Consider the following 14,486-nt stretch of genomic DNA (forward strand, 5'->3'; position numbering starts at 1 on the left):
GGAGCCATGAGCGTCGACCTGATCCGGGGGCTCTACGATTACCACCGGTGGGCGAACCGCCGCCTCTTCGACGTCGCCGCGGCGCTCGGCGAGGAGGTCACGTCGCGCGACGTGGGCAAGCAGTTCAGCTTCCCGACCGTCACCCGGATGTTCGGGCACCTCTACGGCGCCGACCGGGTGTGGCTTTCGCGCTGGAAGGGCGTGTCGCCGACGACCCTCCCGGGCGCCGAGTTCGCGACCCTCGCCTCGGTCCGCGTCCCCTGGGACGCCCTTGAGAGCGAGCAGCGGGCGTTCGTGGAGGCCCTGACGCCCGCCGACCTCGACCGCCCGGTCGAATACAAGAACACCGAGGGCAAGGGCTTCAGGCTTGCGCTCGGGCCGCTCCTCCAGCACGTGGCGAACCACGCGACCCACCACCGGAGCGAGATCGCGACCATGCTCACGATGCTCGCCGGCTCGCCCCCGGACACGGGCATCAACTCCTACCTCCTCGCGAAGACGCGACAGGCCTAGCCGGGGAGAATCAGGCGGGGGTCGGGGGGTCTGGGGGGCCCGTCGAGGCCCCCCAGTCCATCGGCGGTCAGTTCTCGACGAACGCGCGGAGGTTGCGCCCGCGCAGCGGGTGCCGCAGCTTGCGGAGCGCCTTGGCCTCGATCTGGCGGATGCGCTCGCGCGTGACCGCGAAGCGCTTGCCGACCTCCTCGAGCGTGTGCTCCCCTTCCTCGCCGATCCCGAAGCGGAGACGGAGGATCTCCTTCTCCTTCGGCGAGAGCATGCCGAGCGCCCGCTCGACCTGCGTCGTCAGGTCCTGGTTCAGCAGGGACTCGTTCGGCGAGCCGGTGGACTTGTCCTCGAGGAAGTCGCCGAGCTCCGAGTCCTCGCCGATCGGCGTCTCCAGCGAGAGCGGCTTCCGCGACGACTCGAGGATCAGCCGCACCTTCTTCGCCGGCACGCCCGTGCGCTGGGCGAGCTCCTCGGGCGTCGGCTCCCGCCCCATCTCGTTGACCAGGTTCCGGGTCACGCGCGAGATGCGGTTGAGGGTCTCCACCATGTGCACCGGGATCCGGATCGTCCGCGAGTGGTCGGCGATCGCCCGCGTGATGGCCTGGCGGATCCACCACGTCGCGTACGTCGAGAACTTGAAGCCCCGCCGGTACTGGAACCGGTCCACGGCCTTCATGAGGCCGATGTTGCCCTCCTGCACGAGGTCGAGCAGCGAGAGGTCGCTCCCGAGGTAGCGCTTGGCCACCGAGACCACGAGGCGGAGGTTCGCCTCCATGAGCTCGCGCTTGGCCTGTCGGACGGTGCGGTCGCTGCGGTCGATCTGCGCGAGGACCAGCGCGAGCTGGCGCCGCGGCATGCCCACGGCCGTCTCGAGCTCGCGGAGCTCGCGCCCGCCGGCCGCCGTCCGCGCCCTGCCGTCCCGGCCCGTGAGCTCGTCGATGCGCTTCGCGTGCCGCCGGACCCTGGCGACGATCTCGTCCACGAGCGAGGGCTTGAGCGACATGTCGGCGACGATCTTCTGGATCTGCTCGCGCCACGCCGCGAGCGTCCTGGCGCGCGCCCCCACGGCGGTCGCACCCGGCTTGCCGCCCGTGAGACGGACGATCTTCCGCTCGAGCCGGCGGACGCGCCCGAACGCGAGGAGTACCGGCTTGAGCTCCCGGGCGTCGAGCTCGCCGCCCTCCGGCAGCACGATCACGTTGTCGCCGGGGATGTCGCCGCGGCGGAGCTTGTCGCCGATCTCGAGGAGGGCGTCGACCGCCATCGGAATGCCCGCGAGCGTCTTGCGGAGCGCGATCTGCCCGACCTCGATGCGGCGCCCGATCTCGACCTCCTGCGCCGCGGTTAGCAGCGGGACCTTGCCGATCTCCTTGAGGTACAGGCGGACGGGATCCTCGCCCCGCGAAGCGGCGGACGGCTCGAAGACGACCGGCCGCGCGCGCTCCTCCGCCTCCTCCTCGATGGCGACCGGGGCTTCCGGCTCCTCGGCGGCACCGAGGGCGCGCGGGGCCGCCGAGGTGGCTCCGAGGGTCGCTTCCTGAGTACCTTCCCTGAATGTCATGCTGTCACCAAGCTCGCTAGAGTTCTATCTCTAAGATGCTGGGGGCGGCCCAACCGTTTCGTCGGGCGCTCCCGGAATCGTTCTCTTTCCGACGACTTGGCCAGGCTCGCGGCACCTCACTGGACGTGCAACCTGCCAGCCACGGCCCGGCCCCCTATCTACGGGTGTGATGGAGATCCGCGCCCAAGTATTCAGTCGATGCTGTCGTGGGAGCAGCGTTATCACCCTCTGCGGGGGTCCCGCGAGCGAGGGAATACCTGATGGTCGACAGGGAGAATCCTTGAACGCGTGACCGGTTGGTGCGGACGGTGCTCGGGCCCGGCCCGAGGCGGGGTCATTTGACACCGGTCGCGGCGGGAGGGTAGAAGCGAGAGGATGATAGCCCCGAGCGCGTCCTACTCCTTCACGATCCGCCTGCAGATCGCGAACCGTCCCGGGATGCTCGGGCGCGTGGCCTCGGCGATCGGCGAGGCCGGCGGGGACATCGGCGCGGTGGACCTCGTGGAGACCACCCGCGAGCGTACCGAGCGCGACATCACGGTCAAGTGCCGTGACAGCAGCCACGCGCAGCGGATCGTGAGCCGGCTCAAGCACGTCGCGGGTGTCCGCGTCGTCAACGTCTCCGATCGCACCTTCCTCATGCACCTCGGGGGCAAGATCGAGATCCGCAACAAGGTCCCGATCCGGACGCGCGACGACCTCTCCATGGCCTACACGCCCGGGGTCGCGCGCGTCTGCCTCGCGATCCGCGACGACCGCGAGCGCGTGTTCTCGCTGACGGTCAAGCAGAACATGGTGGCCGTCGTCACCGACGGCACCGCGGTCCTCGGCCTCGGCGACATCGGGCCCGAGGCGGCGCTGCCGGTGATGGAAGGCAAGGCGATGCTCTTCAAGGAGTTCGCGGGCGTGGACGCGTTCCCGATCTGCCTGGCGACGAAGGACGTGGACAAGATCGTCGAGACGGTCAAGTTCGTCGCGCCCGCGTTCGGCGGCATCAACCTCGAGGACATCGCGGCGCCCCGCTGCTTCGAGGTCGAGGAGCGCCTCCGGAAGGACCTCGACATCCCCGTCTTCCACGACGACCAGCACGGCACCGCGGTGGTCGTGCTCGCGGCGCTGCTCAACGCCGTCCGCATCGTGAAGAAGGACCTCCGGCGGCTGCGGGTCGTCGTGACCGGCGTCGGCGCGGCCGGCACGGCGACGATCAAGATCCTGATGTCGAGCGGCGTGCGCGACATCGTCGGCGTGGACGAGCACGGCACGATCCACCGCGGCCGCGCGGCCGGCATGGATTTCATGAAGCGCTGGGTCGCGTCCGCGACGAATCCGCGACGGGTGACGGGCGACCTCGGCGACGCGCTCGCGCGCGCCGACGTCTTCATCGGCCTGTCGGTGCCCGGCATCCTCACGCTCAAGCACATCCGGCGGATGGCGCGCGATCCGATCGTCTTCGCGATGGCCAACCCGGAGCCCGAGATCCGGCCGGAGGAGGCCGAGCGCCACGTGCGCGTCATGGCGACCGGGCGCTCCGACTACCCGAACCAGATCAACAACGTGCTGTGCTTCCCGGGCTTCTTCCGCGGCCTGCTCGACTCCCGGGCGCGCGCGGTGAACGACGAGATGAAGCTCGCCGCGGCGCGGGCGCTCGCGGCGTGCGTGCGCCGCGACGAGCTCAGCGCGGAGTACATCATCCCGAGCGTCTTCAACAAGCGTGTGGCGCCGGCCGTCGCCGCGGGCGTGGCGCGGGCCGCCCACGAGACGGCCACGGCCCGTCGCCGGCGACGCCTGGACCTCGCCGGGGTCCGGTGAGCGCGCCACGCTGGTCGGTCGTCATCCCGGCGTACAACGAGGCGCGGCGCCTGCCGGCGTACCTCGACGAGGTCGTCGCCCACCTCGAGGGGCGCGGCGAGCCGTACGAGGTCGTCGTGGTGGACGACGGCTCGACCGACGGGACGCCGGAGGTCGTCGAGGCGCGGCACTACCCGTCGGTCCGGGTGCTGCGGGTCCCCCGGAACTCGGGCAAGGGCGCCGCGGTACGAGCCGGGATGCTCGCCGCCCGCGGGGCGTACCGCCTGTTCGCCGACGCCGACGGCGCGACGCCGATCGCGGAGATGAAGCGCCTGGAGCCCGCGCTCACGGCGGGCGCGGACGTCGTGGTCGGCTCCCGCGTGCTCGTGGACCCCGCCGTGGCGGTCGTCACCCGGCCGCACCGCGTACGGGCGGGCCGCGTGTTCAACTGGCTCGTGGCGCGGCTCGGCCTGCGCGGCATCGCCGACTCGCAGTGCGGCTTCAAGGCGTTCACGGGGCCCGCGGCGGACCGCCTCTTCGCCGGGCTCCGGACGCGCGGCTTCGGCTTCGACGTGGAGCTGCTGCTCGCCGCCCAGGCGGTGGGGTATCGCGTCGTCGAAGTGGCGGTGAACTGGGCCGATCAGGAGGGCAGCAAGGTCGGCGTGCTGCGCCACGGGCCGGGCATGCTGTGGCAGATCGTCCGGGCCCGACTGAGGGCCGGGAGGGCTCGGTGAGCTTCGCGCGGCGGATCCGGGAGATCGAGCCGTTCCTCGCCGTGGAGATGGGCGAGCGCGCCCAGGCGCTCGAGCGGGCGGGCGTCGACGTGGTACACCTCGAGTTCGGCGAGCCGGACTTCGAGGCGCCGCCCGTGGTCCGCGAGGCGCTCGAGAAGGCGATCAAGGACGGACGCACGCGCTACACGCACAGCCTCGGGATCCTCCCGCTGCGCGAGGCGATCGCCGAGCATTACCTGAACACCTACGGCGTGACGGTCTCGCCCGATCGGATCCTCGTCACGGCCGGCACGTCGCCCGCGATGCTCCTCCTGTTCGGCCACCTCCTCGATCCCGGCGACGAGGTCGTCCTGAGCGATCCGTACTACGCGTGCTATCCGAACTTCATCCGCTACGCCGAGGGCACGCCCGCCTACGTCGGCGTCACCGAGGAGGACGGTTTCCAGTACCGACCGGAGGCGATCCGTGCGCGCCTCTCGCCGCGCACCCGGGCGATCCTCGTCAACTCGCCCGCCAACCCGACCGGCACGGTGCTCCCGGCCGAGCGCCTGCAGGCGATCGCGGCGCTCGCGCGGGAGGGCGGGCCGTTCGTCGTCTCCGACGAGATCTATCACGGCCTCAGCTACGAGGGGCCGGACCGCACCATCCTCGAGTTCACCGAGCACGCGTTCGTGCTGAACGGCTTCTCGAAGGCGTACGCGATGACCGGCTGGCGGCTCGGGTGGGTCATCGCGCCCGCCACGCACATCCGGGCCCTCCAGACGCTCTACGGCAACTTCTTCATCTCGACGAACGAGTTCGTCCAGTGGGCGGGCGTCGCGGCGCTGCGCGAGGCGGGGGAGGAGAGCCGCCGGTTCCGCGCCGTCTTCGACGAGCGCCGGCGGGCGATGCTCGCGGGGCTGCGCGCGCTCGGCTTCGGCGTCGGGTGCGAGCCGACGGGCGCCTTCTACGTGCTGGCCAACGCGCGGCACCTCGCGCGTGATTCGGTGCGCCTCGCCCACGCGATCCTCGACGAGGCGCACGTCGCGGTGACGCCCGGGGCGGCCTTCGGCGCCAACGCCGAGGGCTACCTGCGCTTCTCCTACGCGTCGTCGCTCGAGCGCATCCGGGAGGGCCTCGACCGCCTGGGTCGGTTCCTCGCGTCGCGACGGTGAGCGCCGCCGACTGCCCCGCGTGCCTCGGCCGCTGGCCGGATCCGGCCTGCCGGATCGCCGATCTCGGGCCGGCCGTCCTCTACCTCCACGACGACCAGTTCTTCCCGGGCTGGAGTGTGCTCGTGCTGAAGCGCCACGCCACCGAGCTCTACGAGCTCATCCGTGAGGAGCGCGTCGCGCTGATGGAGACCGTGAGCCGCGTGGCGCAGGCCCTCGCCGCGACCTACGGCGCCCGAAAGACGAACTACGCGCTCCTGGGCAACCTGATCTCGCACGTCCACTGGCACGTCCTGCCCCGCCTGGCCGACGACCCGGCGCCGAAGGATCCCGTGTGGAGCGTGCGCCACGCGCCGCGCCGTCTCGCCCCGGGCGAGCTGGCCGACCGCGTCGCCGCGATCCGCGGGGCGCTCTCCGCGTGAGCGGCATGGACCCGGCCTACGTCGCGGTCCACATGGAGGAGGACCGGCGGCACTGGTGGTTCAGGGGCCGGCTCGCCGTGCTCCTCGCGGCCCTGCGCCGCGCGCTCCCGCGCCGCCCGGTGAGACTCCTCGAGCTCGGCTGCGGCAGCGGCAACGTCCTCGGCGCGCTCGGCGAGTTCGGCGAGGCCGTCGGGATGGAGACCCATCCGGCGCTCGCCGCCGCCGCGCGCGCCGCCGGTCTCGACGTGCGTCCCGGGGCCCTGCCCGGCGATCTCGTGGTGCCGCCGGGCTGGGCCGACGTCGTCCTGCTCCTCGACGTCCTCGAGCACCTCGAGGACGACGCCGCGGCGCTCGCGGCCGCGCGCCGCGCGCTCGCGGCGGGCGGCCTGCTCGTCGTGACCGTGCCCGCCTACGGCTGGCTCTGGAGCGCCCACGACGTCGCTCTCGGCCACCGCCGGCGCTACACGGCGGGCGCGCTCCGGCGGCTCGTCGAGCGCGCGGGCTTCGCCGTCGAGCGGGTGAGCTACTTCAACACGCTCCTCTTTCCCGCGGTCGCGCTCGCGCGCGCCTGGAAGCGCCTCACCGGCGGCTCGGCGCACGACCTCCGCCGGCCGGTGCCCCCGGTGAATCGGGGGCTCGAGTGGGTGTTCGCGCTCGAGCGCCACGTCGTGCCGCGCGTGTCCCTGCCGTTCGGCTCCTCGCTGCTGCTCCTCGCGCGCCGATGACGCCCCGCGCATCTTTGACAGGCCACCCACGGTGTGGGCCGGGCTCGCGGACCCCGATACAGTGACCCGGGCCCCGCGCGGGACGCGCCGCGACCGGGCGCTCGTCGCCGCGGCGTTCGCCGCCCTCGTGGCGGTCGCCGCGGTCTGGCTCGCGTGGGACCGGCGCCCGCCTGAGTGGGACCACGCGAACCACCTCGAGCGCGCCGTCGTCTGCGCCCAGGACATGGTGCGCGGCGACGTGCGCGCGATCCTCGAGCGCTCGACGTTCTACCCGCCGCTCGTGCCCTGCGCTGCGGGCCTCGTGTACTTGATCTGGCCGTCCGACGCCGCCGCGGCCCAGGCCGTGGTCCTCCTGTTCCTCGGCCTCGGGATGGGGGCGGTCTACGCGCTCGGGCGGCGGCTCGCGGGCGGCCCCGAGGGCGTCGTCGCCGCGCTCGTCTTCGGGAGCGCGCCCTTCGTCGTCTTTTCCTCGCTCCGCTTCCAGCTCGATCTCCCGCTCGCCGCGATGGTCGCCTTGGCCGTCGCGGTGCTGCTCCGGACCGAGGCCTTCACGCGCCCCGGCCCGACCTTCGCCTTCGGCGTGGTCCTCGGGCTCGGGCTGCTCACCAAGCCGCCGTTCGCCGCCTACGTCCTGATCCCGCTGGCCTTCGTCCTCGCCCGCGTGCGGAGGGCCCGCGCGCTCGCGAGCGCGGTGCTCGCCGGCGGGCTCGGTCTGGCCCTCGCGCTGCCGTGGTACGGCCCGCGGCTCTTCGGCCTGGTGCCCGAGGTCGCCGCGCGCTCGTTCAGGCAGGCCGCCGAGTCGGGTCACCCGGATCCGCTCTCGGCGGCGGCGCTCGCGCTCTATCCACGCTGGTTCGTGCCCCAGTTCGGGCTCGTCGCGACGCTTCTGCTCGTCGGTGGCCTCGCGGCCGCGGCCGCCCGCCGGCGGTGGCTCCTGCCTGCGAGCGTGCTCGCGCCGCTCGCCCTGCTCGCGGCGATCCAGAACAAGAACCTCCGGTACACGCTCCCGCTCCTGCCGTTCGCGGCGGTGCTCGCCGGCATGGGCTTCGGCGCGCTGCGCGGGCGCCCACGCGCGCTCGTGCTCGCGGCGCTCGTCGCTGCTGCGGCCGCGCAGGTGAGCGCCACCGCGTTCGGGGTCCCGCCGAGCCCGACGCTGCCCGGGCTCGGCGTTCCGCTGCTCCTCGCCTCACCGCCGGTCCGCGACGACTGGCGCCATCGAGAGATCCTGACGCTTCTCGCGAAGGACAGCCGCGGCGCCGCGGCGACCGTCAGCGTCGTGCCGAACGACAACTTCTTCTCGGTGAGCAACTTCCGCTATTACAGCGTGCGCGACGGCCTCGCGCTCAGGTGGGCCCGAGGCTGGGACGGCGAGCCCGTGGGGATCGACTACATGATCCTCAAGACGGGCTCTCAGGGGCCATCATGGACTGCCGAGAGGCCCCGCCGGATCCACGAGCGCCTCGCCGACGATCCTCATCTCGCGCGCGTCTATCCGGTCATCGGCGAGTGGACGCTCCCCGACGGCTCGACCGCGACCCTGAGGGCACGGCGGATCGAGCCCGGCGTCACGGCCGCCCTGGGGCGCCTCGCCCGCGCGGCCGAGAACGCCGTGCGGCGCCGGCTCGCCGAGGTCGCGCGCGACGTGGAGGGGCTCGAGGTGCTGATCGTCCACGGCGAGGCGATCCGGCGGGGCCGCCTGGAGCGGATCGAGATCGCCGCGCGCGCGGCGGCGGTCGGCGAGCTCTCGCGCCGGAATGCGGCGGTCCTGCGCGTGCACGATCTCCGGATCGCGTTCGAGGACGTGCTCGTGAACCCGTGGAGCCTCGAGGCCGCGGGGCGCCTCGACCCGCTCGACGCGCGGCGCGTGCGCCTCCTCGCGGTGACGATCCGGGCACCCGACCTCGCCGCGTTCCTCCGGGACGTCAAGGGCTTCCGTCAGGCCGAGGTGCGTCTCGAGCCTGGCGCGCTCGCGTTCGTGTTCCGGCAGCCGGGCCCGGACGTGTCGGGACGCGTCCGGATCCTGCCGTCGGCGGATCGGCCCTTCGAGCTCGCCTTCGAGCAGGTGAGGGTCGGCGGCGTTCCGGCGCCGGGGATGGTCGTGGACTGGGTGGTTCGCGGATATGATCCCTCGCTGAGGCTGGCGAGCCGCCTGCCCGTGCCCGTCGAGATCGGTCGGGTCGAGATCGCTCCCGACGCCGTCCGGATCTCGACGAGCCGCTGAGGAGAGATCGCCATGCGAGAGTCGGTGGAAGCCAAGCGCGTGCGCGCGCGGAAGATCATCAGCGCCCTGAAGCGGGCGTATCCGGGCGCGAAGATCGCGCTCGACTTCGAGACGCCGCTGGAGCTCGTGGTGGCGACGATCCTGGCCGCCCAGTGCACCGACGAGCGCGTGAACATGGTGACCCCCGCGCTCTTCCGGAAGTACCGGACGGCGCGCGACTGGTCCGGGGCCGACCTCGCGACGCTCGAGCGCGAGATCCACTCGACCGGATTCTTCAGGGCGAAGGCGCGCTCGATCGTCGGCATGGCGCGGGCGCTCGTCGAGCGGCACGGCGGCGAGGTGCCGCGGACGCGCGAGGAGCTGACCGAGCTTCCCGGCGTCGGGTTGAAGACGGCCAACGTGGTCCTGGGCAACGCCTTCGGCCAGCAGGCGATCGCGGTGGACACCCACGTCTTCCGGGTTTCCCAGCGCCTCGGGCTGGCGAAGTCCGACGATCCCGACGAGATCCACGACCAGCTCGTGGAGGTCCTGCCGAAGAAGGAGTGCACGCTGACGACGCACCTCCTGACGACGCACGGGCGCCGGACGTGCGGGGCGCGAGCGCCGCTCTGCCCGGCCTGCCCCGTGAAGGCCTTCTGTCCGTGGCCGGACAAGACGCGCGTGAGTGCTTCGCGTTGACACCGGCGAGGATTTCCCTTAAGCTTGGTCGTTGCGAATTTTTCTGTGTGGACGCCTACTTAGCGCCGTCGAGAGGACGCTGATGCCGACGTTGATGCCCACGGAGAGCGAGATCCAGCGGAAGTGGTACGTCGTGGACGCGCAGGGCCAAGTGTTGGGGCGACTGGCGAGCCGCGTCGCGTCAATCCTCCGCGGGAAGCACAAGCCCATTTTTGCGCCCCACCTGGACGTCGGCGACCACGTCGTCGTCGTGAACGCCGAGAAGGTGCACCTCACCGGACGCAAGCTCAGCCTCAAGCTCTATCGCTGGCACACCGGCTACATCGGCGGCCTACGTAGCGTCTCGGCGGAGACGATGCTCCGCACCCACCCCGAGCGCGTCGTCGAGTGGGCCGTGCAGGGGATGCTCCCGAAGAACCGGCTCGGCCGGGCGATGGCCAAGAAGCTGAAGGTGTATCGCGGCGCCGAGCATCCGCACCAGGCCCAGCGGCCCGAGCCGCTGCCGCCGCCGGCGGGTCAGCCGGCCGCGACGGCCGGGGAGGTCCGCTGATGGCCGTGCTCGACCGGTTCTACGGCACGGGGCGCCGCAAGACGTCGGTCGCCCGCGTGTGGGTCCGCCCCGGCTCCGGGCGCATCGTCGTCAACCGGCGCGCGTTCGAGGATTACTTCCCGCGCGAGACGCTCCGGATGATCATCGCGCAGCCACTCCAGGTCACCAACACCTTCGGGCAGTTCGACGTCGTCGTCACGGTGAAGGGGGGCGGCCCCACGGGCCAGGCAGGCGCGGTCCGTCACGGGATCTCGCGCGCGCTCGCCCGTTTCGACGACAAGCTGCGCCTGCCGCTCAAGAAGGCCGGCCTCCTCACCCGGGACCCGCGGATGCGCGAGCGGAAGAAGTACGGGCAGCCCGGCGCCCGGCAGAAGTTCCAGTACTCGAAGCGGTAGTGCCTGGACGGTCAGACGTGACGCGCGTCGCGGTCGCCGGAGCGAGCGGCTACATGGGAGCCGAGCTCCTCCGGATCCTCCTCGGCCATCCGAAGGTCACCCTGACGGGCGCGACGTCGGACCGGCTGGCGGGCACGCCGCTCGGGCGCGCGTACCCGCACCTGCGCGGCGTCACCGACCTCAGCTTCCACGACCTCGACGCCGGCTGGCTCGCGGACACGGCCGACGTCGTGTTCCTGGCGCTGCCCCACATGGAGTCGCAGAAGGTCGTGCCGCTGCTGCGGCGGCGCGGGGTCAAGGCGATCGATCTCTCGGCGGACTACCGGCTGCGCGATCCCAACGACTACGTCACGTGGTACAAGGCGCCGCACACCGACGCGGCGGGGCTTGCCGAGGCGGTCTACGGCCTGCCCGAGCTGCACCGCAAGGCGATCGCCGGCGCCGCCCTCGTCGCGTCGCCGGGCTGCTATCCGGCGGGCGCGGTGCTCGCGACGGCGCCCCTCGTGAAGCGCGGGCTCGCGCGGCTCGAGGGCATCGTGATCGACGGCAAGTCCGGCATCACCGGCGCCGGGGCGCAGGGCCGCACGCTCGACCCGATGTACCTCTACACCGAGGCCAACGAGAACGTGCAGGCCTACGCCATCGCGAGCCACCGGCACACGCCGGAGATCGAGCAGGAGCTCGGCGCGCTCGCGGGCGCTCCGGTCCGCGTCGCGTTCACGCCGCACCTCGTGCCGCTCAACCGCGGCCTCTTCACCACCGCCTCGGTGGGGCTCACGCAGCCGCTCTCGACGGCGGCGCTGCTCGACGTCTACCGCGAGTTCTACGCCGGCGAGCCTTTCGTCCGCGTGCTCGACGAGGGCGAGCGGCCGACGACGCGGGCCGTGGTCGGCTCGAACTACTGCGACGTGACGGTCGTCGCCGACGCCCGCACGGGGCGCGCGGTGTGCCTGTCGGCGATCGACAACCTCGGCAAGGGCGGCTCGGCGAACGGCGTGCAGAACCTCAACGTCCTCCTCGGCTGGCCGGAGCGCGCGGGGCTCGAGGCCCCGCCGGTGTACCCCTAGCGACATGGCGTCCCCCGACCTCGAGTGGCTCGAAGGCGGCGTCACCGCCGTCCCGGGGGTCCTCGCCGCGGGCGTGGCGGCGGGGATCAAGCCGTCCGGTAAGAAGGACCTCGCGCTGATCTACTCCTCGGCGCCGGCGCGCGTGGCGGCCCAGTTCACCTCGAACCAGGTGAAGGGCGCGCCCGTGCTCGTCTCGATGGAGCACGTGCGCGGCGGCCAGGCGCAGGCGATCGTCGCGTCGAGCGGCTGCGCCAACGTCTGCACCGGCGAGCGCGGCATCAGGGACGCGCGCGAGATGACGAAGCTCGTGGGCGACCTGCTCCGGATCCCGGCGGGCCACGTCCTGGTGGCCTCCACGGGCGTGATCGGCGTGCCGCTCCCGATGGACAGGGTCCGCGCGGCGGTGCCGAAGCTCGTGAAGGCGCTCTCCCCGCAGGCGGGCCGGGCCGCGGCCGAGGCGATCCTGACGACCGACACGCGGCCGAAGGAGGCGGCGCTGCGGCTCGAGGTGAACCGGCGGCCGGTCACGCTCGGCGGGATCGCGAAGGGCGTCGCGATGCTCGAGCCGCACCTGGCGACGATGTTCTGCTTCGTCGCGACGGACGCCGCCGTCGGGCGCGATGCGCTGCGCGGCGTCGTGCGCCGCGCGGTGGACCGGTCCTTCAACCGGATCACCGTGGACTCGGACCAGTCCACGAGCGACACCGTCGCCGTGCTGGCCAACGGCCTCGCCGAGCACGCGCCGCTCGAGGAGGGCGGCCGGGGGCTCAGGCAGTTCGCCGCGGGGCTCGAAGCGCTCATGACCCGGCTCGCGCGCATGCTGGTCGCCGACGGCGAGGGCGCGACGAAGCTCGTGGCCGTCACCGTGCGCGGCGCGGCGAGCCGGCGCGACGCCCTGCTCGCGGCCCGCAGCGTGGCGAACTCGCCCCTCGTGAAGACCGCGATCAACGGCGCCGACCCGAACTGGGGCCGGATCATGATGGCGCTCGGCAAGTCGGCGGCGCGGGTGGAGCAGGAGAAGGTCTCGATCCTCTTCCAGGACGAGCGGGTCGTCGAGCGCGGCATGCTCCGCGAGGGGGTGCGCCTCGAGCGGGTCCGCGAGATCATGGGGGGGCAGGAGTACGACATCACGATCGACCTCGGGCTGGGGCGCGGGGAGGAGCGCGTCTTCACCTGCGACCTCAGCGAGGAGTACGTGCGATTCAACGGCAAGTACACGACGTAGCACCATCACGCACGCCGCGCGCCATCGGTCGGCACGCCTGAGGGCGGGCCGTAGCGCGGCGGAGGACGAACCGAAGGAGGACACATGGCGACGTTGACGATGAAGGAGCTGCTCGAGGCCGGGGTGCACTTCGGCCACCAGACCAAGCGCTGGAACCCGAAGATGCAGAAATACATCTTCGGTGAGCGCAACGGCATCTACATCATCGATCTGCAGAAGACCCTGAAGAAGTTCCGCGAGGCGTACGCGTTCGTCCGCGACCTGGCCGCCGGCGGCGGCGCGGTCCTCTTCATCGGGACGAAGAAGCAGGCGCAGGAGAGCGTCTTCGAGGAGGCGACCCGCTGCGGGATGTTCTACGTCAACCAGCGGTGGCTCGGCGGGACGCTGACGAACTTCGCGACGATCCGGAAGTCGATCGCGCGGCTCAAGAAGCTCGAGGAGATGAAGGAGACCGGCGAGTTCGAGCGCGTGCCGAAGAAGGAGGCGCTCGAGCTCGACCGCGAGCGCGAGAAGCTCCAGAAGGCGCTCGTCGGGATCAAGGCGATGGAGCAGTTGCCCGCGGCCGTGTTCATCATCGACCCGCGCAAGGAGCGGATCGCCGTATTGGAGGCCCAGCGGCTCGGCATCCCGATCGTGGCCATCGTGGACACCAACTGCGACCCGACGGGGATCGACTACGCGATCCCCGGCAACGACGACGCGATCCGCGCCGTCCGCCTCATCACGTCGCGCATCGCCGACGCGATCAACGAGGGGCGCGGCACCCTGGCGAAGGACGAGACCGGGGGCGCGGCGGCCGAGGGGTCCGAGACGCCCGCGGAGCCCGTCGAGATGGCCGCGGCCAGCGAGACGGAGGGCTAGCCGATGGCGTCGAGCGCCCAGCAGGTGAAGGAGCTCCGCGACCGCACGGGCGCGGGGGTGATGGACTGCAAGGAGGCCCTCCAGGAGACCCGGGGCGACCTCGAGCGCGCGGTCGAGTGCCTCCGGAAGAAGGGGCTCGCGCAGGCGGCCAAGCGGGCCCACCGGGAGGCGAAGGAGGGCGTCGTCGGGGCCTACATCCACCCCGGCGCGAAGCTCGGCGTGCTCGTCGAGGTCGATTGCGAGACCGACTTCGTCGCGAAGACGCCCGCCTTCCAGGAGCTCGTCAAGGCCCTCGGCATGCAGATCGCCGCGGCGAACCCGCAGTACGTGTCCCGCGAGGACGTCCCGGGCGCCGTGCTCGAGAAGGAGCGCGAGATCTACCGGGTGCAGCTCGCCGACCAAAAGAAGCCGCCGCAGGTGGTCGACAAGATCATCGAGGGCAAGCTCGAGAAGTTCTTCAGCGAGCAGTGCCTGCTCGAGCAGCCCTTCGTGAAGGACGCCTCGGGGAAGACGCGGGTCAAGGACCTCGTCGACGGCGTGAACGCGCAGACGAAGGAGCGCGTCGTCGTCCGGCGCTTCGCGCGCTTCCAGGTCGGCGAGGCGG

At 72.2% G+C, this 14,486-nt stretch carries 14 protein-coding genes and 2 pseudogenes; 14 read left to right on the forward strand and 2 right to left on the reverse strand.

Annotated features, from left to right (window positions below; translation table 11 throughout):
- Positions 1 to 6 precede the first annotated feature (6 nt).
- Positions 7 to 513: a DinB family protein gene (locus tag VKG64_12285; GenBank protein ID HKB25819.1), complete on the forward strand. Its 507-nt coding sequence runs from the start codon at positions 7 to 9 to the stop codon at positions 511 to 513.
- 67 nt (positions 514 to 580) lie between these two features.
- Here the strand turns inward: VKG64_12285 and VKG64_12290 are convergent.
- A pseudogene (locus tag VKG64_12290) lies at positions 581 to 1,354 on the reverse strand (sigma-70 family RNA polymerase sigma factor).
- 462 nt (positions 1,355 to 1,816) lie between these two features.
- Positions 1,817 to 2,065, reverse strand: a pseudogene (locus VKG64_12295) (sigma-70 factor domain-containing protein).
- A gap of 375 nt (positions 2,066 to 2,440) precedes the next feature.
- Here VKG64_12295 and VKG64_12300 point away from each other — a divergent pair.
- The 13 genes from VKG64_12300 to tsf form a co-directional block, all read left to right on the forward strand.
- A complete protein-coding gene (locus VKG64_12300; protein ID HKB25820.1) occupies positions 2,441 to 3,874 on the forward strand; it encodes a malic enzyme-like NAD(P)-binding protein in 1,434 nt (477 codons plus the stop codon).
- A complete protein-coding gene (locus tag VKG64_12305; GenBank protein HKB25821.1) occupies positions 3,871 to 4,587 on the forward strand; it encodes a dolichyl-phosphate beta-glucosyltransferase in 717 nt (238 codons plus the stop codon). The genes VKG64_12300 and VKG64_12305 overlap by 4 nt, the downstream gene beginning before the upstream one ends.
- The gene (locus VKG64_12310; protein ID HKB25822.1) at positions 4,584 to 5,741 is read left to right on the forward strand and encodes a pyridoxal phosphate-dependent aminotransferase; all 1,158 of its coding nucleotides are present in this window, start codon (positions 4,584 to 4,586) and stop codon (positions 5,739 to 5,741) included. Before VKG64_12305 ends, VKG64_12310 begins: the two co-directional genes overlap by 4 nt.
- Positions 5,738 to 6,160: an HIT family protein gene (locus VKG64_12315; protein ID HKB25823.1), complete on the forward strand. Its 423-nt coding sequence runs from the start codon at positions 5,738 to 5,740 to the stop codon at positions 6,158 to 6,160. The genes VKG64_12310 and VKG64_12315 overlap by 4 nt, the downstream gene beginning before the upstream one ends.
- A 5-nt stretch (positions 6,161 to 6,165) precedes the next feature.
- Positions 6,166 to 6,885, forward strand: coding sequence for a methyltransferase domain-containing protein (locus VKG64_12320; GenBank protein HKB25824.1), 720 nt, complete (start codon positions 6,166 to 6,168; stop codon positions 6,883 to 6,885).
- A gap of 61 nt (positions 6,886 to 6,946) precedes the next feature.
- A complete protein-coding gene (locus VKG64_12325; GenBank protein HKB25825.1) occupies positions 6,947 to 9,106 on the forward strand; it encodes an LmeA family phospholipid-binding protein in 2,160 nt (719 codons plus the stop codon).
- A gap of 12 nt (positions 9,107 to 9,118) precedes the next feature.
- Complete coding sequence (gene nth / locus VKG64_12330) at positions 9,119 to 9,784, forward strand: endonuclease III (GenBank protein HKB25826.1); 666 nt, start codon at positions 9,119 to 9,121, stop codon at positions 9,782 to 9,784.
- Between the two features lie 82 nt (positions 9,785 to 9,866).
- The gene (gene rplM, locus VKG64_12335) at positions 9,867 to 10,334 is read left to right on the forward strand and encodes a 50S ribosomal protein L13 (GenBank protein ID HKB25827.1); all 468 of its coding nucleotides are present in this window, start codon (positions 9,867 to 9,869) and stop codon (positions 10,332 to 10,334) included.
- Positions 10,334 to 10,729: a 30S ribosomal protein S9 gene (gene rpsI, locus VKG64_12340; GenBank protein ID HKB25828.1), complete on the forward strand. Its 396-nt coding sequence runs from the start codon at positions 10,334 to 10,336 to the stop codon at positions 10,727 to 10,729. Before rplM ends, rpsI begins: the two co-directional genes overlap by 1 nt.
- Before the next feature lie 17 nt (positions 10,730 to 10,746).
- A complete protein-coding gene (gene argC / locus VKG64_12345) occupies positions 10,747 to 11,796 on the forward strand; it encodes an N-acetyl-gamma-glutamyl-phosphate reductase (GenBank protein HKB25829.1) in 1,050 nt (349 codons plus the stop codon).
- Positions 11,797 to 11,800: 4 nt separating this feature from the next.
- Entirely contained in the window at positions 11,801 to 13,021 is a 1,221-nt protein-coding gene (argJ, locus tag VKG64_12350; GenBank protein HKB25830.1) for a bifunctional glutamate N-acetyltransferase/amino-acid acetyltransferase ArgJ, read from the forward strand.
- 84 nt (positions 13,022 to 13,105) lie between these two features.
- The gene (gene rpsB, locus VKG64_12355) at positions 13,106 to 13,882 is read left to right on the forward strand and encodes a 30S ribosomal protein S2 (GenBank protein HKB25831.1); all 777 of its coding nucleotides are present in this window, start codon (positions 13,106 to 13,108) and stop codon (positions 13,880 to 13,882) included.
- A gap of 3 nt (positions 13,883 to 13,885) precedes the next feature.
- Positions 13,886 to 14,486 (forward strand): translation elongation factor Ts (gene tsf / locus VKG64_12360; protein HKB25832.1); only part of this gene is annotated, 601 nt, incomplete at its 3' end.

The sequence above is a fragment of the Candidatus Methylomirabilota bacterium genome, from assembly GCA_035260325.1.
Taxonomy (GTDB): domain Bacteria; phylum Methylomirabilota; class Methylomirabilia; order Rokubacteriales; family CSP1-6; genus AR19.